Annotated in this window: 18 protein-coding genes, 1 tRNA gene and 1 other RNA gene; 10 read left to right on the top strand and 10 right to left on the bottom strand. The window is 69.5% G+C overall.

What is annotated here, in order from left to right:
- Positions 1-754: 754 nt before the first annotated feature.
- A complete protein-coding gene (locus H976_RS26960) occupies positions 755-1372 on the bottom strand; it encodes a TetR/AcrR family transcriptional regulator (RefSeq protein ID WP_196804128.1) in 618 nt (205 codons plus the stop codon).
- Positions 1373-1457: 85 nt separating this feature from the next.
- On the opposite strand from H976_RS26960, the gene H976_RS0117030 reads away from it, so the two are divergent.
- A complete protein-coding gene (locus H976_RS0117030; protein WP_196804129.1) occupies positions 1458-1952 on the top strand; it encodes a cupin domain-containing protein in 495 nt (164 codons plus the stop codon).
- A 214-nt stretch (positions 1953-2166) separates the two neighbouring features.
- Positions 2167-3009, top strand: a complete 843-nt coding sequence (locus H976_RS0117035) for a helix-turn-helix transcriptional regulator (protein ID WP_027862523.1) — start codon at positions 2167-2169, stop codon at positions 3007-3009.
- Here the strand turns inward: H976_RS0117035 and H976_RS0117040 are convergent, their stop codons facing one another.
- The 4 genes from H976_RS0117040 to H976_RS0117055 form a co-directional block, all read right to left on the bottom strand.
- Positions 3010-3891: an oxidoreductase gene (locus tag H976_RS0117040; RefSeq protein ID WP_231388974.1), complete on the bottom strand. Its 882-nt coding sequence runs from the start codon at positions 3889-3891 to the stop codon at positions 3010-3012. It lies immediately after the preceding gene.
- Between the two features lie 134 nt (positions 3892-4025).
- Positions 4026-5294, bottom strand: coding sequence for a GNAT family N-acetyltransferase (locus H976_RS0117045; protein ID WP_051276961.1), 1269 nt, complete (start codon positions 5292-5294; stop codon positions 4026-4028).
- Positions 5295-5333: 39 nt separating this feature from the next.
- Positions 5334-6800 carry an FAD-binding protein gene (locus H976_RS0117050; protein ID WP_027862526.1) on the bottom strand — a complete coding sequence of 489 codons (1467 nt, stop codon included), beginning with the start codon at positions 6798-6800 and terminating at the stop codon, positions 5334-5336.
- 51 nt (positions 6801-6851) lie between these two features.
- Positions 6852-7517, bottom strand: a complete 666-nt coding sequence (locus H976_RS0117055) for a CHAP domain-containing protein (protein WP_027862527.1) — start codon at positions 7515-7517, stop codon at positions 6852-6854.
- 222 nt (positions 7518-7739) lie between these two features.
- Here H976_RS0117055 and H976_RS0117060 point away from each other — a divergent pair, with 222 nt between their 5' ends.
- The gene (locus H976_RS0117060; protein ID WP_027862528.1) at positions 7740-9239 is read left to right on the top strand and encodes a potassium/proton antiporter; all 1500 of its coding nucleotides are present in this window, start codon (positions 7740-7742) and stop codon (positions 9237-9239) included.
- A 13-nt stretch (positions 9240-9252) separates the two neighbouring features.
- Here the strand turns inward: H976_RS0117060 and H976_RS29015 are convergent, their stop codons facing one another.
- Together H976_RS29015 and H976_RS0117070 are read right to left on the bottom strand one after the other, a co-directional pair.
- Positions 9253-9768 (bottom strand): LytR C-terminal domain-containing protein, encoded by a 516-nt coding sequence (locus H976_RS29015; protein ID WP_051276962.1) that lies wholly within the window; start codon positions 9766-9768, stop codon positions 9253-9255.
- 2 nt (positions 9769-9770) lie between these two features.
- Positions 9771-10067 carry a type II toxin-antitoxin system VapB family antitoxin gene (locus H976_RS0117070; RefSeq protein WP_027862529.1) on the bottom strand — a complete coding sequence of 99 codons (297 nt, stop codon included), beginning with the start codon at positions 10065-10067 and terminating at the stop codon, positions 9771-9773.
- 39 nt (positions 10068-10106) lie between these two features.
- Here H976_RS0117070 and H976_RS0117075 point away from each other — a divergent pair, with 39 nt between their 5' ends.
- A complete protein-coding gene (locus H976_RS0117075) occupies positions 10107-11723 on the top strand; it encodes a helicase HerA-like domain-containing protein (RefSeq protein ID WP_027862530.1) in 1617 nt (538 codons plus the stop codon).
- Between the two features lie 131 nt (positions 11724-11854).
- Complete coding sequence (locus H976_RS0117080) at positions 11855-12136, top strand: hypothetical protein (protein WP_155918402.1); 282 nt, start codon at positions 11855-11857, stop codon at positions 12134-12136.
- A 10-nt stretch (positions 12137-12146) separates the two neighbouring features.
- Here the strand turns inward: H976_RS0117080 and H976_RS26970 are convergent, their stop codons facing one another.
- Positions 12147-14288 (bottom strand): MMPL family transporter, encoded by a 2142-nt coding sequence (locus H976_RS26970; RefSeq protein ID WP_036227082.1) that lies wholly within the window; start codon positions 14286-14288, stop codon positions 12147-12149.
- 83 nt (positions 14289-14371) lie between these two features.
- On the opposite strand from H976_RS26970, the gene H976_RS26975 reads away from it, so the two are divergent.
- The 3 genes from H976_RS26975 to H976_RS0117100 are packed head-to-tail and all read left to right on the top strand — an operon-like array spanning position 14372 to position 17296.
- Positions 14372-15259: an oxygenase MpaB family protein gene (locus tag H976_RS26975; protein WP_036227084.1), complete on the top strand. Its 888-nt coding sequence runs from the start codon at positions 14372-14374 to the stop codon at positions 15257-15259.
- Positions 15256-15762: a TspO/MBR family protein gene (locus H976_RS0117095; RefSeq protein WP_051276963.1), complete on the top strand. Its 507-nt coding sequence runs from the start codon at positions 15256-15258 to the stop codon at positions 15760-15762. Before H976_RS26975 ends, H976_RS0117095 begins: the two co-directional genes overlap by 4 nt.
- A gap of 37 nt (positions 15763-15799) precedes the next feature.
- The gene (locus H976_RS0117100) at positions 15800-17296 is read left to right on the top strand and encodes a CoA-acylating methylmalonate-semialdehyde dehydrogenase (protein WP_027862533.1); all 1497 of its coding nucleotides are present in this window, start codon (positions 15800-15802) and stop codon (positions 17294-17296) included.
- 274 nt (positions 17297-17570) lie between these two features.
- Here H976_RS0117100 and H976_RS0117110 read toward each other — a convergent pair.
- Positions 17571-17659, bottom strand: a tRNA-Ser gene (locus H976_RS0117110).
- A 152-nt stretch (positions 17660-17811) separates the two neighbouring features.
- On the opposite strand from H976_RS0117110, the gene ffs reads away from it, so the two are divergent.
- Positions 17812-17901, top strand: an RNA gene (ffs, locus tag H976_RS29650) — signal recognition particle sRNA small type.
- Between the two features lie 11 nt (positions 17902-17912).
- On the opposite strand, the gene H976_RS0117115 is transcribed toward ffs, so the two are convergent.
- Positions 17913-18218, bottom strand: coding sequence for a hypothetical protein (locus H976_RS0117115; protein WP_027862534.1), 306 nt, complete (start codon positions 18216-18218; stop codon positions 17913-17915).
- A 98-nt stretch (positions 18219-18316) separates the two neighbouring features.
- Here H976_RS0117115 and H976_RS0117120 point away from each other — a divergent pair, with 98 nt between their 5' ends.
- Positions 18317-19378, top strand: a complete 1062-nt coding sequence (locus H976_RS0117120) for a helix-turn-helix transcriptional regulator (RefSeq protein ID WP_027862535.1) — start codon at positions 18317-18319, stop codon at positions 19376-19378.
- Positions 19379-19414 lie beyond the last annotated feature (36 nt).

Below are 19414 nucleotides of genomic sequence, written 5' to 3' on the forward strand. Positions count from 1 at the left end.
GACCTCAACGAGGACAGGGCGGCGGAATGGATGCCGGCGGCGGCTGCCTCGATCCGTTCGCAGTCCGCGCGGTCCTCCTCGCGCAGCGATCCGGAACGGGCACTCACACAGAGAACCGCGTCGGCTCTACTGGCCGCCGTCCTTAGCTGGGTTGCCAGCGCAGGCAGGTCACCTACCGCGACATCGGAGCGACGTGCGACGGCGACCGAGTGCTCCGCCGAGCAGACTGCACGCCACATCCGGTGGCGGCGATTCTGGACTGCCCACCAGCCAGGCGCGCCAACAGTGGAAAGCGCCACCGAGCCCCGGACACGCGCGGGGCCCGTGCCGTCCAGTTGCGACGCTTGGAAGAAGCCGCTGAGCCGATCACAGAGGGAGCGGTAACGGCGGCGAACACCCCGGACGACAACCACAGCCACGACGCCAGTCGTGATGACGAACAGCACGCCGGCAACACATGCGACAACCAGAACTTGCTCAACCACAGCGGATCCCTGCTTTCGTGCCGATGGGTCCCCCAAGCGCTTTCGTTTACTGTACGTGCGCCAAGTTCGAGGTCCGACAACGCTGGCGGCAGGCGCTTGCCGTGAGAGCCGACCTCTAGCGCCGCTTCGCGGCGGAATGACGCCTCTACGAGGATCGCAAGTGTTGTCCGCGAGGGATCGCGGCCAGGTCAGCTTGCTAGCACGCCGCAGAGGACTGAAGCGGCGTCGCGTCTTCACCACCGTCTGATCGGGCTGCGTCACCGGGCGCGTCACCGAGAGATGTGCTCCACCATGCCGACCATCAGCTCAACGGCAGACTTGTGGGGCAAGCCCTGTGCCCCGCAGAGCGACTGCCACGTGGTGAATGCCGTGGCGTGCGCGACCGCGGCCCGCACCGACTTGCGGCGGCTGGGTCGATGCACCAGGAGCGTGTCGAGCCACAACTCCTCGCGTGCGCGTCGGGCCGCCACGACGACCGCCGGTACCACGTTCGCGTCGCGGTGGATGTGCGTCAACATCTGCTCGCCGCGCCGATAGAAGTGGTAGATGTCTAGGAGCCCGGTGTGCAGCCGCTCGACCGGGTCCTCGATGGTGGCCCAAGCGTCCGGCTCCGGAAGGTGCTGCCGCGACAACCACTGGCGCGAGCAGGCGAGGAACAATGATTCCTCGTTGGCGAAGTGCCGGTAGACGGTGGCGCGTGTGACCCCGGCTCGTTCGGCAACCGCGGACACCGTCGTGCGGGCGGGCCCGAGGGTGCCATGGAGGTACTCCGCCGCGTCGACGATCCGTTGCCGAGTTCGCCCTTCATCATCGGCGCGCTTGGCCTTCTGATAGGTCCGCTTCGGCGCCGTGGTGCTTCGCTCACTCAAAGGCGTTGACACCCGCACTCTCCCGACCGACTATTTAGTAATACACCAGTGTATCGCGAAATCTAGGAGAGTGAGCAGGATGGGCCGTGTCGAGGCGTCTGAGTTGACCGTCGTACGCCCGGGAGAAGGGGAGGAGCGGGAACTCGGGACCATCGGCGTGGTCTTTAAGCTCTTCGGTGAGCAGACGAATGGGCAGGTGTCCGTCGTGGAACACCCGTTCCCCGTCGGCGCCTGCGTCCCGCCGCACATGCACACGCGGGAGGACGAGTATTCCATCGTCACCGAGGGCGAGATCGGCTTCCGCTCCGGCGACCGAGAGGTCGTCCTCGGCGCAGGCGGCTACATCACCAAGCCGCGAGGCGAGACGCACACCATGTGGAATGCCGGGCGTACGCCGGCGAGGATGATCGAGATAATTAGCCCGGCCGGTTTCGAGCACTTCTTCTGGGGGGTGACAGAGCTGGGCTCGGCAGGGCCGCCCGATCCGGAGGCCCTTGCCGCTCTCGCCGTCGAGCACGGACTGGTCTTTGGCAACGCACCCTGGCTGGACGACATCATCGCCCGCTACGACCTCACCCCACCACCCGGGCGCCGCTGAGGCAGGCTCGGCCACAGGGCCAGTTGGTGCCCGGCCACAACATGCACGTGACTGGGCCGCTCCTGTGGTCACGTGGCATCCGAACAGGGCGAGTCCACTCGCGGTGGAGTGACGCGCGTCGCACTCTGACTTCGATGGTCCGTCACGCGGCCGCAAGCACCTCAGGTGACGCCACCGACGACGTGCCTTGGGTCCGGTGGAGTTAGATCGAGCCATGACCTCCACCGAGCTCGGCACCCAGCTGCGTGCGTGGCGTGATCGGCTCACACCCGAAGCAGTGGGACTGCGCAGCCAGCCACGGCGGCGGGCACCCGGGCTGCGGCGGGAGGAAGTGGCGGGGCTGGCCGGGGTGTCGGGTGACTACCTGGTCCGCCTGGAGCAGGGGCGGGCTAGGCATCCGTCCGTACAAGTGGTCCACGCCCTTGCCCAGGCGTTGCGACTGAGCGACGAGGAAGAGGGTCGGCTGTACCGGATGGCCGGGCACCTGCCGCCCACGTCCGGACGGATGGTGCGCGAGGTCACGCCGAGCATCATGCGGATCATCGACCGCCTCGGCGAGACCCCGGTCAGCGTGATCGATGCGGCCTGGGAGACCGTGCTGCAGAACCCCGCGGCGAACGCGCTGTTCGGCGACGTGTCCGGTGAGAGCGGACGCGGGCGCAACCGCGCCTGGCGGACGTTCATGGACGTGCCCGGCATGGGACGGCTGGAACCACAGACGCGGTCGATGGTCGAGCGCGACGTCGTCGCGGACCTACACGCCGCGTTGATCCGGCTGCCCGAGGACCCCGCGCTGGTCACTCTGGTCGCCGACCTCCGTGAGGCGAGCCCCCGGTTCGCGGAGCTGTGGGACACGACGCCAGCGCGCGTGCGCGGTGCTCAGCGCAAGACGCTCGACCATCCGGTCGTCGGACGGATGACCGTGGACTGCGACGTACTCACCGTGCACGGCAGCGACCTGCAGATCGTGGTCTTCTCGGCCGAGCCGGGCACACCCGATGCCGACGCGCTGTCCATGGCCATCATGATGGACTCCGAGGGCATCTCCGTCGGCTGATCAGTGCCCCACCTGCACGGGCTGCACGCCCTCGAGCGCCTTGAGGTCGTCGGCGTCGAGCTCGATGTCGATCACTGCCATGTTCTGCTCGAGGTGCGCGACGGAACTGGTGCCGGGGATGAGCAGCAGGCGGTCGTACTGCGCGAGCAGCCAGGCCAGCGCGACCTGGCTCGGCGTCACGCGGTGCTTCTCGGCGACGGCGCTGACCTGAGGGTCGGCTGCCAGCGCTCGTGGACCACCGCCGCCGAAGGCGGAGCCGAGCGGGAAGTACGGGACGAAGGAGACACCGTGCTCGCGGCACAGCTCGAGCACGGGTGCGTCGCTGCGGTCCAGGATGCTGAACGGGTTCTGCACCTCGCCGATCCCCACCAGGTCGATCGCCACACGCACCGTCTGGGGGCGGACACTCGAGACGCCGATCAGGTCGATGTCGCCGGCGTCCCGGAGCTCCGCGAGGGCGGCGAGCTGGTCCTCGAGGGCCGGCTCCTGGACGTCCGGGTTGTCCCGCTCGAAGCGACGCAGGTTCACCAGGTCCATACGCTCGACCCCGAGTGACCGGAGGTTCTCGTGCACCGCGGCCTTCAGCTGGTGCGGCTCGGCCGCCGCGTTCCAGCCACCTTCGGCGTCGCGCTCCGCGCCCACCTTGGTGACCAGACGCAGGTTGTCGGGGTAGGGGTGCAACGCCTCCCGAATCAGCTCGTTGACTACGTCAGGCCCGTAGTACTGCGAGGTGTCGATGTGGTCGACGCCCAACTCAATCGCGCGCCGCAGCACCGCACGGGCAGCGTCCGGGTCAGCAGGCGGCCCGAACACACCGGGCCCGGCGAGCTGCATGGCACCGAAGCCGATGCGGTGGACGGGCTTGTCTCCGAGAAACGACATGGAAGTGGTCATACCCCCACACTGCGTCGCCAAGCCTGATGACACGAGAGGACCAGATGTCCTAGGACTCGCAGTACCACCCTGCGACCGCCCCAACCGTTACGGCTAGGCCTTTCGCGGCGGGAAGGGCTAATTCAGAACATGTCCGGGCAGTACGGCGCCCGGTGCCAGCCGAAGGCCGTCGTTGCCGCGGCTACTGCGCCCGGGGTGTGCTCGGTGACGCGGGCGGCGCGGTGCAGGTGCGTCAGGGGTACGCCGCCGAGGTAGATCGTCCCGAGCTCCAGGATGCCCATCGAGATGTCGGGTGGAGTGGAAACTCGCGTGACCTCGGCCGAAGCACCGGACGGATCGCCGTCGGTCACGAGGCGGTAGCGGCCGGAGTTCGCGGGGAGGAGGGGGTCGTCGATCTCGATGACCAGGTCGACGCCGGCGGCGTACTTGCGGGCACGCAGGGCGGCTTCGACGTCGACGACGCGGAGGTAGAGGTTGTCGGTGATCGAGGTGTCGACGGCGCGGGCGTCGGTGACCAGGTGGCGCAGGGGCTCGTCGAGGGGGCCGTTCCAGAGGTGGAAGGTGCGGGCGAGGTCGAGGTCGAGCAGGTAGCGCCAGATGCTGGCGTAGGCCTCGGGGTCCTCGGCCCAGATCTCCTTGACGCGTACGTCGCTCTCGGGCTCGGCCTCGAACTTCGGCTTGAAGCGGTACGTCGCGAAGGCGTCGACGTCGCCGGAGTCGTCGTAGTGCAGGACGTAGCGGATCTCCGAGGAGCCGTTGCGCGCGAACTCCTTGTCGAAGATCGCGAACTCCCAGACGTCGTCGTCGCGGACGAAGGTGCCCGGCCGCTCGGGACGCATCGACTCGTGCAGCCCGCGCGCGACGGGCAGGAACTCCTCGCGGGTCACCTCGTCCACCGATCCCGAGGTGCGTACGCCGGGCAGGAACTGCAACCGCCGGTTGGTGCCCTTGAGCACGGCGCGACTGCTGGCCGGGCCGTAGCCGAACCGCCCGTAGATCAGTGACTCCGAGGCCCAGAGAGCAGCCAACGGCTCGCCGCGCTCGGCGACCTGCTCGAGCTGGTGGGTCATCATCGCGGTGAGCAGCCCGCGGCGACGGTAGGGCGGGTGCACCGTCACGATCGTCACCGCGGCCGTCGGCACCGAGGCGCCACCGGGCACGGTCAGCTCACGCTCGAAGTCGCCGCAGGTCGAGACCCAGCGCCGGCCGACCTTGAAGCCGAACATCCGCTTCTTGTCGAACACCTCGCGGTCCATGTCCGCCAGCTCGGCGTGGTACGGCTCCTGGAAGCCGCGCGCGATCGCCTTGTGGAACTCGGTGAAGGTGGCGTCGGTGAGGTACTTCAGCTGCGGCTCGACCAGGTGGGGCGCGGTGGTTCGCTTGGAGACCATGGGCACATTCCAGCGGATCGCTCCGACAGGACCAAGCGATTAAGCCTGGCTGGCGGCGTGCCGCCCGGCGCGACGACCGAAGTAGGACCCCTCGGCGAGCTGCGTGCCCGACGCGTAGCCTTTGCCGTCCTGGGCGATGTTCACCGCGCAGGCGCCGGCGGCGTACAGGCCGGCGATGACCGACCCGTCCTCGCGCTGCACCTGGCCGTCGAGGGCGACGCGCATCCCGCCCATCGTGAAGCCGGCGTACATCGCCTTGCCCAGCGTCAGGTCATAGGCGCCCCACGGGCCGATGTCCTGTGGTTCCAGCCAGTCGGGGTGCTTGTGGAAGTCGGGGTCCTCCTTGCGCTCCGCGTGCTGGTTGTACGACGAGAGCGTCTCCTCCAGGGCACCGGTCGGGATACCCAGGGCCGACTCCATCTCTGCAACCGTCTCCCACCCGTCGATGAACGGGCACAGCGGAAAGTCGGGGTGCTCGATGTGGGCCGAGTCGACGATGAGGTACGCCGCCTGGTCGGTCTGGTCCATCACGAACCCCGACGTGCGCGAGTGGTAGGAGTCCTCGGCCACGAATCGCTTGCCCTCCTTGTTCACCACGATCCCGGTGACCAGCTGGGCGGGCGGGTAGAACGGCGCGGTGATGAACGCCTGCTCCATGCAGCGCAGCTCCGCGCCGGCGGAGGCGCCGAGCCGGATGCCGAGCCCGTCGTCGTACGTCGAGGCCAGGGGGAACAGCTTCGAGCCGAGCTGGGGGGTGTACTCGGCGATCATCTTGTCGTTGCCGACGTAGCCACCTGCCGCGATCACGACTGACCTGGCCCGGATGAAGCCGCGCTCGTCGTACTTGCGCCAGGCGAGCCCCACGACCGCCCCTCCGCCCTCGGGTCCGACCTCCACGACGAGGTTGGTGGCGCCGGTCTCGTAGCGCACGTCGGCGTCGGTCTCGGCCAGCCGCTCGGCCAGCGCGTCCAGCACGATCTTGGCGCCGCCGGTGTCGCCCGGCTTGGGCACCTTGTGGCCGCGTGGCGCTGGCTTGGCGAGGTCGCGGAACGGATGGACCTTCTCGTTGCCGGTGAACATCAGGCCCTGGGTGCCGGGCTGGATGACGGCCTTCTTCTCGTAGAGCGACCGCTCGAACTCCATGCCGAGCGCCTCGATCCAGTCGAAGTGCTCGACGCTGTCGTCGCAGAAGGCGCGGATCTTCGCCTCGTCGGGATCGAGGCTGACCGCCATCAGGTACTTGAACATCTCCTCGGCCGAGTCCTCGATGCCGGTCGCCCGCTGCACCGCCGTACCGCCGCCGAGGTAGAAGTGGCCGCCGGCCATCGCGCTGGTGCCGCCGTACTCCGACGCCCGCTCGAGCAGGATCACCGAGGCACCGGCCCGGGCGGCCTCGAGGGCAGCGCAGGCTCCGGCGATGCCGAAGCCGACCACGACGACGTCGACCTCGTCGCTCCACGTCTCGACGTCGGCGGCGTGTAGCAGCTCGGGGAGATCGGTGGTCATGGCCGGGAGTCTACGAAGAAACTAGAACGAGTTCTAGTCGGCGGATGCGGGTCAGCGCGTCCGGAGCCACTTGACGTAGGGCAGCCCGGCGAAGACGACGCGCCAGTTCTTCACGACGTAGTTGTGGTAGCCGGCCGTGCCGCCGGTGCCGCCCCAGTTCTCCTCCATGGCGCGCATGGTGCCGTTGCCGGCCGAGCTCACGCTCGAGGAGACGACGACACCGGTGTGCCCGACGTCGTTGAAGCGCCAGCTGGCGGAGAGGCTGAGCACGTCGCCCTTGCGGGGTGCCTTGCCCTTGGTGCCGTTCGCGATCTTCACGAACTTGGTCGGGTAGGCGGCGGCGTACCTGTCCACCGCCTGGGCGCCGTTGGCGATGCCGGGGTCGGCGCCGAAGCGCAGCTTGAGGTACCTCGCGACCAGCTCGATGCACTGGTAGCCGCTGTAGTAGATGGGCGAGCCGACGAAGGGACGGACGACCGGACCGCTCCCGTTCTTGGCGCCGTCGAAGCTGGGGCGACGGCCGCAGGCGTAGACGTGGACGTAGGCGTCGGAGTACGACGTGCCGAGGGCCTTGGCCCCGGTGTACGCCGCGCAGCCGCTGACGACCACGGGTGTGCTGGCACTCGCCGGGGCCGACGTCGCGACCAGACCCGCCAGCAGGGCGAACAGCAGCGCCAGGCACAACGACGAGGTGCGTCGGATCGGCTGGGTGCGCATGGGGTTCTCTCGTGACGGTGACGGATCAGGGTGGGGAGGTCACCGCTGCGACGGGAACGATTGCGACAGTAGGTGTGATAAGGGGTATTCCGGTTATCTGGGGTAAAGCGAACTAGTGGACCTCTGACGGCCACTTGCGCTGCGCTGGAATCCGTGTGGTCAGCGCCCGTCCGGTCGCCTCATAGACTCTGGGTCCGACCCCCCACCGCCGAGGTGCCACCCATGACACTCGACGTGCACACACTCGACCAGGTGCTCCTGGTGGGGGCGGCTGTGCTGCTGCTGTCGATCCTGGCGGTCCGGGTCAGCGTGGGGTTCGGGCTGCCGACCCTGCTGATCTACCTGGCCATCGGCGTACTGCTGGGGGAGTCGGGCTTCGGCCTGGAGTTCGACAACGCGGAGGTCGCGCACGCGCTCGGCTTCGCGGCCCTGATCCTGATCCTGGCCGAGGGTGGTCTGACCACGCCGTGGCCGGAGATACGCCCGGTGATGCGGCTCGGGGTCTCGCTGGCGACGGTCGGCGTCGCCGTGAGCGTGCTGGTGATGGCCGTCTTCTGCCACCTCGTGCTGGGGCTGAGCTGGGAGCTCTCGGTGCTGCTGGGGGCGGTCACCTCGCCGACCGACGCCGCCGCGGTGTTCTCGGTGCTGCGCAAGCTCCCGCTGCCGCGCCGCCTGACCGGTGCGCTCGAGGCCGAGTCGGGTCTCAACGACGCCCCCACGGTCGTGCTGGTGACCCTGGTCAGCGCCGGGTCGAACCACAGCATCCTGGGGTTCGCTGGCGAGATCGTCTGGGAGCTCGGGATCGGCGTCGCCACCGGCCTCGTGATCGGCTTCGGCGGGGCGTGGTTGCTGCGTCGCTCCGCGCTGCCGAGCTCGGGCCTCTACCCGCTGGCGGTGCTCTCACTGACCGTGCTCGCCTACGCCAGCACGGCGTCGGTGCACGGGTCCGGCTTCGCTGCGGTGTACGTCGCCGCGCTGATCCTCGGCAATGCCGAGCTGCCGCACCGGGCGGCCACCCGGTCGTTCTCCGAGGGAGTGGCCTGGCTGGCGCAGATCGGGCTGTTCGTGATGCTCGGCCTGCTGCTGACGCCGAGCCAGATCGACGCCGGCTCGATCGTCACGGCGGTGGTGGCCGGCGTCGCCCTGACGGTGCTGGCCCGGCCGCTCTCCGTCCTCGTCGCGTCGCTGGCACAACCGATGCGACTGCCCGAGCTGGGCTTCCTGTCGTGGGCCGGGCTGCGCGGAGCGGTGCCGATCGTGCTCGCCACGATCCCGCTGGCCAAGGAGGTGCACGGCGCCCAACAGCTCTTCGACATCGTCTTCGTGCTGGTGGTGATCGACACGCTGGTGACGGCGCCGACGCTGCCGTGGGTGGCCAAGGTGCTCAAGGTGGCGCGGCGCAGCGAGCCACGTGACCTCGAGGTCGAGGCCGCCCCGCTCGAGCGGATCGCCGCCGACCTGCTGCAGGTGACGATCTCGCCGAGGTCGTTGATGCACGGCGTCGAGGTCGGCGAGCTCCGCCTGCCGCCCGGCTCGTCGGTCGCGCTCATCGTCCGGGACGGCAGGACCCTGGTGCCGGAGCGTCGTACGGTCCTGCGGCGGGGTGACGACGTGCTCGTCGTGACTCCCCGCAAGGACCGGGTGGCGACCGAGCAGCGGCTGCGGGCCGTCTCCGTCGGGGGCCGTCTCGCGCAGTGGCTCGGCAAGAAGCCGCCGAGCTAGTGCCCCGAGTCGATCAGCTGACCTCGACGCAGGTCTCGACCGGCTTCGGCAACCGGATCTGCTGGGGCGCCTTCTTGTCCAGGCCCTGGAACTTGTTGCCGACCAGGACGTCGACGCCGGGGCCGAGGTCGGTCTTGGTGACCTCGACGCGGGTGCCGCCACCCAGGGCGAGGGCCACCAGCTTGGCGGAGTAGTCGTCGGCCTTGGTGGTCCAGACGACGGCGCGGCGCACCTGGGCGGTGCCGGGGGCGTTGCCGGCGTTGCCCGGGACGAAGCCGGCCGCCTCGATCTTGTCGAGCGTCTGCCCGGCCAGGCCGCTGCGCGTGCCGGCGTTGTAGACGCTGACCTGGACGTCCCCGCGCTTGAGGAACTGCTTGACCTCCTTCTCGGTGGTCGAGCACGGCTTCTTCGAGGAGCTGCCGCCGGGAAGCGGTGCGAGCGCGTGCTTGATCCCGTAGGCAGCCATGCCGCCCAGGACGATCAGCAGTACGACGAGGGTGATGCCGGTCGTCACCTTGCGGCCGGACACGCCTAGTCCTCGGCCACGTGCACGCGGGCATGCAGGACGTGTCGCTGCTGGAGGGCCGCGCGGAGCGCGCGGTGCAGGCCGTCCTCGAGGTAGAGGTCGTCGCGCCACTCGACCACGTGGGCGAAGAGGTCACCGAAGAAGGTCGAGTCCTCGTCGAGGAGGGCGGCCAGCTGCAGGGTGTCCTTGGTGGTGACCAGCTCGTCGAGCCGCACAGGCCGAGGCGGCAGCGCCGCCCAGTCCCGCGGTCCCAGGTCGTGAGCGGGGTAGGGCCGCCCGTCGCCCACGCGCTTGAAGATCACGGCGCCATCATAGGTAAGGCCCGGTCTACGCTGGCCGGCATGACCGATGCCCCCTCTTCGCCGGCCCCCTCGGACCCGATCAGCGCGGCGGTGGCGCCGGGGTACGCCTTCGAGGGACCGGCCCTCGAGCTCGGTGGGCTGATGGTCGACGCGAGCACGTTGAGCGGCGTACCCATCCGGATCCCGCTGGCCATGCTCAACCGGCACGGCCTCGTCGCTGGCGCGACCGGCACCGGCAAGACCAAGACGCTGCAGCTGATGGCCGAGCAGCTGTCCGAAGCCGGCGTCCCGGTGTTCGCCGCCGACATCAAGGGCGACCTGTCCGGCCTGTCGGTGCCCGGCACCGAGAACCCGAAGCTGACCGAACGCGCCAGCTCTCTCGGCCAGGACTGGAAGGCCGAGGGGTTCCCGGTCGAGTTCTTCGCCCTCGGCGGCCAGGGCATCGGTACGCCGCTGCGGGTGACCATGACCGCGTTCGGCCCCACCCTGCTGGCCAAGGTGCTCGGCCTCAACGACACCCAGGAGTCCTCGCTCGGGCTGGTCTTCCACTACGCCGACCAGGCCGGCCTGCCACTGCTCGACCTCGCCGACCTGCGCGAGGTGGTGAAGTACCTGACCTCCGACGAGGGCAAGGCCGATCTCAAGGACCTCGGCGGCCTGTCCAGCGCGACCGCTGGTGTGATCCTGCGCGAGCTGATCGCCTTCTCCGACCAGGGTGCCGACGCGTTCTTCGGCGAGCCGGAGTTCGAGACCAGCGACTTCCTGCGTACGACGCCCGAAGGCAAGGGGCTGATCTCGCTGGTCGAGCTGCCCAACCTGGTCGACCGACCGGCGGTGTTCTCGACCTTCCTGATGTGGCTGCTGGCCGACCTGTTCCACGACCTGCCCGAGGTGGGCGACGTCGACAAGCCCAAGCTGGTGTTCTTCTTCGACGAGGCCCACCTGCTCTTCAGCGACGCGTCCAAGGCGTTCCTCGACGCCATCGCGCAGACGGTGCGGCTGATCCGGTCGAAGGGTGTCGGGGTCTTCTTCGTGACTCAGTCGCCGACCGACGTACCCGACAACGTGCTGGCCCAGCTCGGCTCCCGCGTCCAGCACCAGCTGCGCGCGGCCACGCCCAACGACGCCAAGGCTCTGAAGCAGACCGTGAACACCTACCCGCACTCGTCGTACGACGACCTCGGCAAGGTGATCCTCTCCCTCGGCATCGGCGAGGCGATCGTCACGGTGATGGACGAACGTGGCGCCCCGACGCCGGTGGCGTGGACCCGGCTGCGCGCTCCGGAGTCGCTGATGGGTGCCGCCGACACGACTGCCATGGAGCAGGCGGTGAAGGCGTCGCCGCTCAACGCCAAGTACGCCGAGGGGATCGACCGCGAGTCGGCCCGCGAGAAGCTGGCTGCCAAGCTGGAGGCCGGTGCCGCCAAGGCGAAGGCGGAGCAGCAGGCCGAGCAGCAGGCCAAGGAACAGGAGACGACCGAGGACAAGCTGCGCAAGGAGGCTGACCGCGCGACGCGCACCCGCTCACCGCGCCGGTCGACCCGCCAGGAGAAATCGGTCGTCGAGGAGGTGCTGACCTCCACCACGGCGCGTCAGCTCGGTCGCACCGCCGTACGCGAGATCTTCCGCGGCCTGTTCAAGACCGGCCGCCGCTGACCGGTCGTCCCTGACGCGGTCTGCTCCACCGGGCTGCGTCGATGGACCGTCCCCGCGGTCAGGAGTAGGCAGGACGAAGGGGTGTGGAGAAGCCGCGCCCCCAGCCTGAGGAGGCGCAGATGAGCGTACTCATGACCCTACGAGTCTCGGGAGACCCCAAGGAGGTCGAGGCGACCGATCCGGACGTCCTCAAGACCATCATCGACCGAGCCAAGGAGCACGGCGTCATCTCCCACCACTTCTACGGCTCCGACAACGAGATCCTCGTGATCGACGAGTGGCCGGACGAGGCTTCCTTCCAGAAGTTCTTCGACGCCAGCCCCGACGTCGAGGAGCTGATGCAACGCGCCGCCACCGGTGAGCCGGCGATCTCCTTCTGGCACCACCTCGACACCCACGACGACGTCGGGTGACCGCGCGGGACTAGTGAACCGCAGCCTCTTCGGGCATGTCGGTCAGCTCGGTCGGCGCCTTCTCGTCGCTGTGTCCGGGCCACCAGGCCGTGTGCCCGAGGAGCGCCGTCAGCGACGGCGTGAAGAACATCGCCATCACGAACGCCGACACGAAGATGCCGAAGGAGATCGAGAAGCCCATCGCCACCAGCAGGGCGTTGCCGCCGAGCATCAGGGAGGCGAAGGTGCCGGCGAGGATGACGCCCGCTGCGGCGACCGTCGGACCGGCGTGCTTGAGCGCCTCGGCCGCGGCGTTGCGCGGTGTCTCGCCCTCGCGGGACTCCTCGCGCAGACGGGTGATCATCAAGATGTTGTAGTCGGTGCCGAGCGCGACCACGAACAGGTAGATGTAGATCGGCAGCAGGAAGATCAGGCCGTCCTCGCCCTTGATGTGCTGGAACAGCAGCACGGCCGCGCCGAGCGTTGCACCGAACCCGAGACCGACCGAGGCCATCAGGTAGAGGGGTGCGACCAGGCTGCGCAGCACCAGCGCGAGGATCAGGAAGATCACGATGGCGGCGACCGGGAACACCACGGCGTAGTCGCGGTTCATCGCCTTCTGGAAGTCGACGAACACCGAGGTCGTACCTCCGACCAGGGCGGTGGTGCCGTCCGGTGCCGAGTCGTGTGCCGTCGTACGGATCGGGCCCTTCACGGCGGCCAGCGAGGCGTCGGACGTCGGGTCCTGGCTCAGCACCACGTTGAAGAGCGCGGTGTCGCCCTTGGTGTTGGGGACGCCGGGAGCAACCTGAGCGACGCCGTCTGCCTTGCCCAGGTCCTGCGCGAACGTGGCCAGCTCGGCCTGGTCGAGAGGCGCTCCGTCGTCGGAGGACAGGAACACCTGGGTCGGGTCGGTGGCACCGGCCGGCAGGCCCTTCTGCAGCGTCTTGAGCGCGACCGACGACTCGACGTCGGAGGGGGCACCGGAGTCGCCGAGGTCGAAGGTGGGATTGAAGCCGAACGCGAAGACCGTGAGGATCGCGAGCACCCCGCCGGAAGCCAGGGCGTACCGGACCGGATGCCGTCCCAGCGACTGGCCGACGGCGGCGAACCGGGCGGCCTCGGGCTCGACCTTCCACGACTTCGAGGGCCAGAACACCCGCGTGCCGAGCAACGACACGATCGCCGGGAACAGGGTCAGCGCGGCCAGCACGGTCACGAAGACTGCGATCGCGAGCGCCGGGCCGATCGACTTGAAGATGCCGAGCGAGCTGAGGACGAGGGCCATGAAGGACACGATCACCGCGCCGCCGGCCGAGGCGATGGCCTCGCCTGCGCGCTCGACGGCGTGCTCTACGGCCGCCTTGCTGTCCTCGCCGTCGCGCAGCCGTTCGCGGTAGCGGAACAGGAAGAACAGGATGTAGTCGGTGCCGATGCCGAACAGCACCACGATCAGGATCACCTGGATCGAGGAGTCGGTCTTGAGGTCGAAGAGCTCGTTGGCGAAGCCGACCAGGCCGACTGCCACCTGCGACACCAGACCGATCACGATGAGCGGCAGGACGGCGATGATCACGCTGCGGAAGATCAGGCTGAGCAGCAGCAGGATCAGCGCGAACGTCGCGATCCCCACGATGGCCTCGGCGTTGGCCGATGCCTCCTGCGAGTCGAGGGCCTGCGGCGCCGGTCCGGTGAACCCGAGCCGCAGGTTGGTGTCGGCGACGAGCGGCTTGGCGTCCTTGCGCAGGTCCTTGACCGCGTCCATCGACGGCTTGTCGTAGGCGTTCTTGCCCTCGGCCATGCCGATGACGCCGATCTGCACGAGCTTGTTCTGGCTCGCCGGCTGCGCGGCTGCCCCCTTGAACACCTTCGGCAGGTCGCTGCCGAGCGAGGTGACGATCTTCTGCACGTCGGCCTGGTCGGCGCTGGTCAGCTTGCCGCCGTCCTTGCGGTCGAAGACCAGGATCGCTCCGGGGGTCGTCTGCTGCGGGAACGCGTCCTGCTGCAGCTTCGCGGCCTTGATCGACTCGTAGTGGCTCGGCAGGAACTCCGACTGGTCGCTCGTGGCCGCGAGCTTCGGCGCGGTGGCTACGACCACGACGGTCACCACGATCCAGCCGAGGATCACGTACCAGGGATGACGACGGACGAGACGACCCAGAAATGCGAACACGGACAAAATGTATCGGCCCCACCATTCACTTGCGTATCAGCGTCGTGTCCGGCAGATGAGGAGTGCGTGTCTAGGGTGAGGAGGTGACTGCTTCTCCCGCGCGCGCCGTACAACGCCGCCTCGGCCTCGCGCTGCGTTCGCGTGTCGCTGGCGACGATGCCCCCGAGCGCGCGCAGCGCATCTGGGGTGCGGAGGGTGAGCGGTGGTTCACCTCGGAGGACCCGATCTGGCGGGTGAACGCCGATGCCTCCATGTTCCCCGGCGGGCTGGCCGCGCTGCTGCTGCAGTCCCTGCACCCGTCGGCGATGGCGGGGGTCGCGGGCCACAGCGGCTACAAGGGCGACCCGTGGGGACGCCTGCAACGCACCAGCCACTACCTCGCGGTCACCACCTTCGGGACGGTGGGCGACGCCGAGCAGGCGATCGCCCACGTGCGCTCCCGCCACCGAGTGGTGCGTGGTGTCGACGACCGCGGACGGCCGTACGCCGCCGACGACCCGCACCTCCTGCGCTGGGTGCACGTGGCGGAGATCTGGTCGTTCCTCACCGCCTACCAGTCGTACGCCGAGACACCGCTCTCCGACGACGAGGCCGATCTCTACGTCCACCAGACCACCCGGGCCGCCTCGCTGCTCGGCGCGACCGACCTCCCGCACACGGTCGAGGAGCTCGACCAGGTCATCGACTCCTACCGACCCGAGCTGGAGAGCACCCCGGCCGCCCGCGAGGCGACTCGCTTCATGCTGCTCAACCCGCCCGTCCCGCTGATGATGCGTCCGGGCTACGCCCTGATCGCGGCCGGAGGGGTGGCGCTGCTCCCCGGCTGGGCCAGGCGCTCGCTGCGGCTGCCGCTGGCCGGGCCTGGTCTTGCCGTCGCCAGTCGCGCCGGCTCGGTCTCGGCCGCCCTGGTGCGGTGGGGGATGGCCGGTCTCGAGGACCGTCGGCCGGCCGACGCCCGGGACGCCTCATGAGCTCGTGGTCGCGGCTCGGATCCGCACGAGGACTGCGCAACCTCGCGCTCACCGGTCTCGCCTCGGCGGTCAGCGCCGGTCTCGGCGGGGTGGCCACGACTCCGGAGAGTGCGTGGTACCAGCGGCTCGACAAGCCCCGCTGGCAACCGCCCGCCCTCGCGTTCCCGCTCGTCTGGACACCGCTGTACGCCGACATCGCGGTCACGACCGCAGCGGCGCTGACCGTCCTCGAGGAGGAGGGTCGCATCGACGAGGCGGACGGTCTGCGTCGCTCGCTCGCGCTCAACCTGGCCCTCAACACCGGCTGGTCGGTGGTGTTCTGGCGAGTACGCCGTCCGTGGGTGTCGACCGCCTGGTGCGGCGTACTCACCTGGCAGTCGCTGTTCGTCGCCCGTCGGCTCCAGCACGTCGATCCGGCACTCCACAACGCCTGGGCGCCGTACCCCGCGTGGACGCTGTTCGCGACGGCTCTGAACGCCTCGATCGCGCGCCGGAACTCCTGACTTCGCTCTCCCTCCGGACTGGGTGCAGGATGGCCCGATGAGAACGATCGAGCACTGGATCGCAGGCAAGCCGACCCGCGGCGTCTCCGACCGCACCGCACCCGTCTTCAACCCGGCCAGCGGACAGCAGCAGGCCGAGGTGGTCCTCGCCGACGCGACCGACGTGGAGTCGGCGATCGCGGCGGCGCGCGACGCCTTCCCGGACTGGTCGCAGACCTCGATCAGCCGCCGCACCAAGGTGCTCTTCGCCTTCCGGGAGATCGTGAACCGCCGCGCCTCCGAGCTGGCCGAGGCGATCACCGACGAGCACGGCAAGGTGCTCTCCGACGCCCTGGGTGAGGTGCAGCGCGGGCTCGAGGTCGTGGAGTTCGCGTGCGGCATCCCGACGCTGCTGAAGGGCGACTACTCCGACCAGGTCTCCACCGACGTCGACACCTGGTCGTTCCGCGAGCCACTCGGGGTCTGTGCCGGGATCACTCCGTTCAACTTCCCGGCGATGGTGCCGATGTGGATGTTCCCGGTCGCGATCGCGTGCGGGAACACCTTCGTCCTCAAGCCGAGCGAGCGGGACCCCTCGGCCTCCCTGCTGATCGCCGAGATGTGGCAGGAGGCCGGCCTCCCCGACGGCGTCTTCAACGTCGTGCACGGGGACAAGGTCGCTGTCGACACCATCCTCGACTCACCGGACGTCGCGGCCGTGTCCTTCGTGGGCTCGACCCCGATCGCGAGGTACATCCACGAGCGCGGCTCGGCCACGGGCAAGCGGGTCCAGGCCCTCGGCGGCGCGAAGAACCACGCCATCGTGCTGCCCGACGCCGACATGGACTTCGCGGCCGAGCACCTGGCCGCTGCCGCCTTCGGCTCGGCCGGCGAGCGGTGCATGGCGATCTCGGCCGCCGTGGCGGTCGGCGACGCGGGCGACCGCGTGGTGGCGGCCGTCAACGAGCGCGCCCGCTCCGTCGTCGTGGGCAGCGGTCGTGACGACAGCAGCGAGATGGGTCCGGTCGTGACCCGCCAGGCGCAGGAACGGATCGTGGGGCTGATCGACTCCGGCGAGCGGCAGGGCGCCAGCATCGAGGTCGACGGTCGTGGCTACACCGTCCCCGGCTTCGAGGACGGGTTCTTCGTCGGCCCGACCGTGATCGACCGGGTGTCGACCGAGATGGACGTCTACACCGAGGAGATCTTCGGGCCAGTGCTGTCCGTCGTACGCACGGAGACGGTGGATGACGCCATCGCCCTGATCAACGCCAACCCCTACGGCAACGGGACCGCCATCTTCACCAACAGCGGCGAGGCGGCCCGCCGGTTCCAGCGGGGCGTGCACGTCGGGATGATTGGCATCAACGTCCCGGTGCCCGTGCCGATGGCCTACTACTCCTTCGGTGGCTGGAAGGACTCGCTGTTCGGGGACAAGCACGTTCACGGGCCCGAGGGCGTGAGCTTCTACACCCGCGCGAAGGTGGTCACGGCTCGTTGGCCGCACAGCAGCCACGCCAGCGACGCGAGCTTCCACTTCCCGACCTCGAAGTGAGCCCGGCGCCCGACCCGGTGGCGTCGCCTCGCCGCCGCCGCCGCCGCCGACCCGGCGCCGGCCGAGTTCGCCGTTGAGCCGTCAGGCGAGGCCGGCCTCGATGAGGTTGACGGCCGGGGCGATCGAGCTCCCGAGCGGTGTGGCCATCCTCGAGGAGGGCACCTCGCGACGTCGCCTGAGGCCGGTGCCCTCGCCACCCGCGCGGTCCTGAGCCGCGGAACGACGTACGGCCGGCTCGCCCCGAACTCGAGCGGGGACGGACCCAGCAGTGGAGTGGCGGAGGATAGGGGATTCGAACCCCTGAGGGCTATTAACCCAACCCGCTTTCCAAGCGAGCGCCATAGGCCACTAGGCGAATCCTCCGCCGGAGAGGCTACCGGTTCGCCGTCCGCCCGAGAAATCAGTGGCCGCCCCGCCCGGACGTCATACGAACTGTGGGTTCAAGGCCACGATTCGTATGACGCACCTCGGCACCGGTTTGGGGCAGTCGGCGCGTCTCTCCTAGACTCTGCGCCAACCCCCCGTGCGGCGGTATCTCACTGAATCCCCCAGGGCCGGAAGGCAGCAAGGGCAGGTGGGCTCTTCCGGGTGCACGGGGGGCCTTCTCGTTCCCGGGCTAGCTGCTGGTCTCGAGCACGCGGTCGCGGACGACCTCGAGCAGCACCGGTGGCGTGTGCTTCAGCAGCATCCGCTGCGACTGGGGCGTGCTCCAGATCTGCTGCAGCCGGGGCAGGAACGCCTCGGCCTCGGCCTGCGAGGCGAAGTGCAGGTCGACGTTCACCTGCTGGGGATCGGCCGCGCTGCGGCTGATCCGGTAGGAGCGGACGCCGTGCTCGGCGCGGAAGGACTCGAACTTGTCGAACGCCTCCTGCCAGGCGTCGTACTCGCGGACGGTGTTCTCGATGTGCACGGTGGTGGTCATGACGACTCCTCAATGGGTGGGGACCTCCAGCGTCCGGTCACGCGAGCCGGCAGAACATCCCGGATCCTGGGGGTCTTCGCTCGCCGTACGCTGAGCCCGTGCCGACAACCTCGTCGAGCCTGGACCGGATCGAGCGGCTCAGCCGCGGCTCGCTCACGGCCAAGGCGTTGCGTGAAGAGGTGGTCGCCGAGGTACGCCGGGTCATCGGCTTCGACGGCTACGTGTTCATGCTCACCGACCCCACCACCCGGGTCGGCTGCTCACCGCTGGCCGACGTACCCATGCTCCCGTGGCCGCAGCTGCCGGCACTGATCCGGGCGCGCTACCTGACGCGACTGAACCGGTGGCCCGAGCTCCTCGAGGCGAAGGTGGCCTCCGCCTCGCTGCTCGCCGCCAGCGGACGACAGCCGTCGCGGTCACGGATGTGGGAGGAGATCCAGCGCGACCTCGGCGTCGTCGACGTGGCGGTCGCGCCGCTGGGTGACCGGCACGGCTGCTGGGGGATGCTCGAGCTCTGGCGGACCGACAGAGCGTTCACGCCCGCAGAGGTGGCGTACCTCGGCTCGCTCACGCCGTACGTCGTCACGGGACTCCGGGCGGCGCTGGCCCGCACCTTCGTGGACACCCCCGAGCAGTTCCTCCCCGTCGGCCCGGCCGTCGTGGTGCTCGACCCGGATCTCCAGGTGCATGCCCAGACGGCGGGTGCCGCGGCAGCCCTGCTGCAGCTGAACCCGCCCGACGAGCCGATGACCCCGGTCCCGGCGGCGGCGTACAACGTCGCTGCTGCGCTCGTGGCCCTGGAGCAGGGCGTGCCGGTGGGGGAGCCCTGGGCACGCGTCCACCTCGGCGGCAGTCGCTGGGTGACGGTGAAGGCCGACCGGATGGGGCCCGCCGAGCAGGCCGACAGCCGCGACATCGCGGTCTCCATCGAGCCGAGCACGCCGGCGGAACGCACCGACCTGTTCGCGCGGGTGCACGGGTTGTCGGCGCGTGAGACCGAGGTCCTGGCGCTGCTCGGGAACGGCCTCTCCACCCACGAGGTCGCCGCGCGGCTGGTGCTCTCCGAGCACACCGTCAACGACCACGTGAAGTCGGTGCTGGACAAGACGGGTGCCCGGACCCGGCAGGTACTGATGTCACGCGCCCTCGGCGCCGGCTGACCGGTCCCTGGCACGCGGTGGCCCCCGACCGGATGT

The sequence above is a fragment of the Marmoricola sp. URHB0036 genome (assembly GCF_000426045.1).
In the GTDB taxonomy this organism is placed as follows: domain Bacteria; phylum Actinomycetota; class Actinomycetes; order Propionibacteriales; family Nocardioidaceae; genus Marmoricola.

What these genes read in the sequence shown, in the direction of transcription:
- H976_RS0117035 (WP_027862523.1), top strand. Translation starts at nt 2,167, where the DNA reads ATGACCTCCACCGAGCTCGGCACCCAGCTGCGTGCGTGGCGTGATCGG.
- H976_RS0117040 (WP_231388974.1), bottom strand. Translation starts at nt 3,891, where the DNA reads ATGTCGTTTCTCGGAGACAAGCCCGTCCACCGCATCGGCTTCGGTGCC.
- H976_RS0117045 (WP_051276961.1), bottom strand. Translation starts at nt 5,294, where the DNA reads ATGGTCTCCAAGCGAACCACCGCGCCCCACCTGGTCGAGCCGCAGCTG.
- H976_RS0117050 (WP_027862526.1), bottom strand. Translation starts at nt 6,800, where the DNA reads ATGACCACCGATCTCCCCGAGCTGCTACACGCCGCCGACGTCGAGACG.
- H976_RS0117055 (WP_027862527.1), bottom strand. Translation starts at nt 7,517, where the DNA reads ATGCGCACCCAGCCGATCCGACGCACCTCGTCGTTGTGCCTGGCGCTG.
- H976_RS0117060 (WP_027862528.1), top strand. Translation starts at nt 7,740, where the DNA reads ATGACACTCGACGTGCACACACTCGACCAGGTGCTCCTGGTGGGGGCG.
- H976_RS0117075 (WP_027862530.1), top strand. Translation starts at nt 10,107, where the DNA reads ATGACCGATGCCCCCTCTTCGCCGGCCCCCTCGGACCCGATCAGCGCG.
- H976_RS0117080 (WP_155918402.1), top strand. Translation starts at nt 11,855, where the DNA reads ATGACCCTACGAGTCTCGGGAGACCCCAAGGAGGTCGAGGCGACCGAT.
- H976_RS0117095 (WP_051276963.1), top strand. Translation starts at nt 15,256, where the DNA reads ATGAGCTCGTGGTCGCGGCTCGGATCCGCACGAGGACTGCGCAACCTC.
- H976_RS0117100 (WP_027862533.1), top strand. Translation starts at nt 15,800, where the DNA reads ATGAGAACGATCGAGCACTGGATCGCAGGCAAGCCGACCCGCGGCGTC.
- H976_RS0117115 (WP_027862534.1), bottom strand. Translation starts at nt 18,218, where the DNA reads ATGACCACCACCGTGCACATCGAGAACACCGTCCGCGAGTACGACGCC.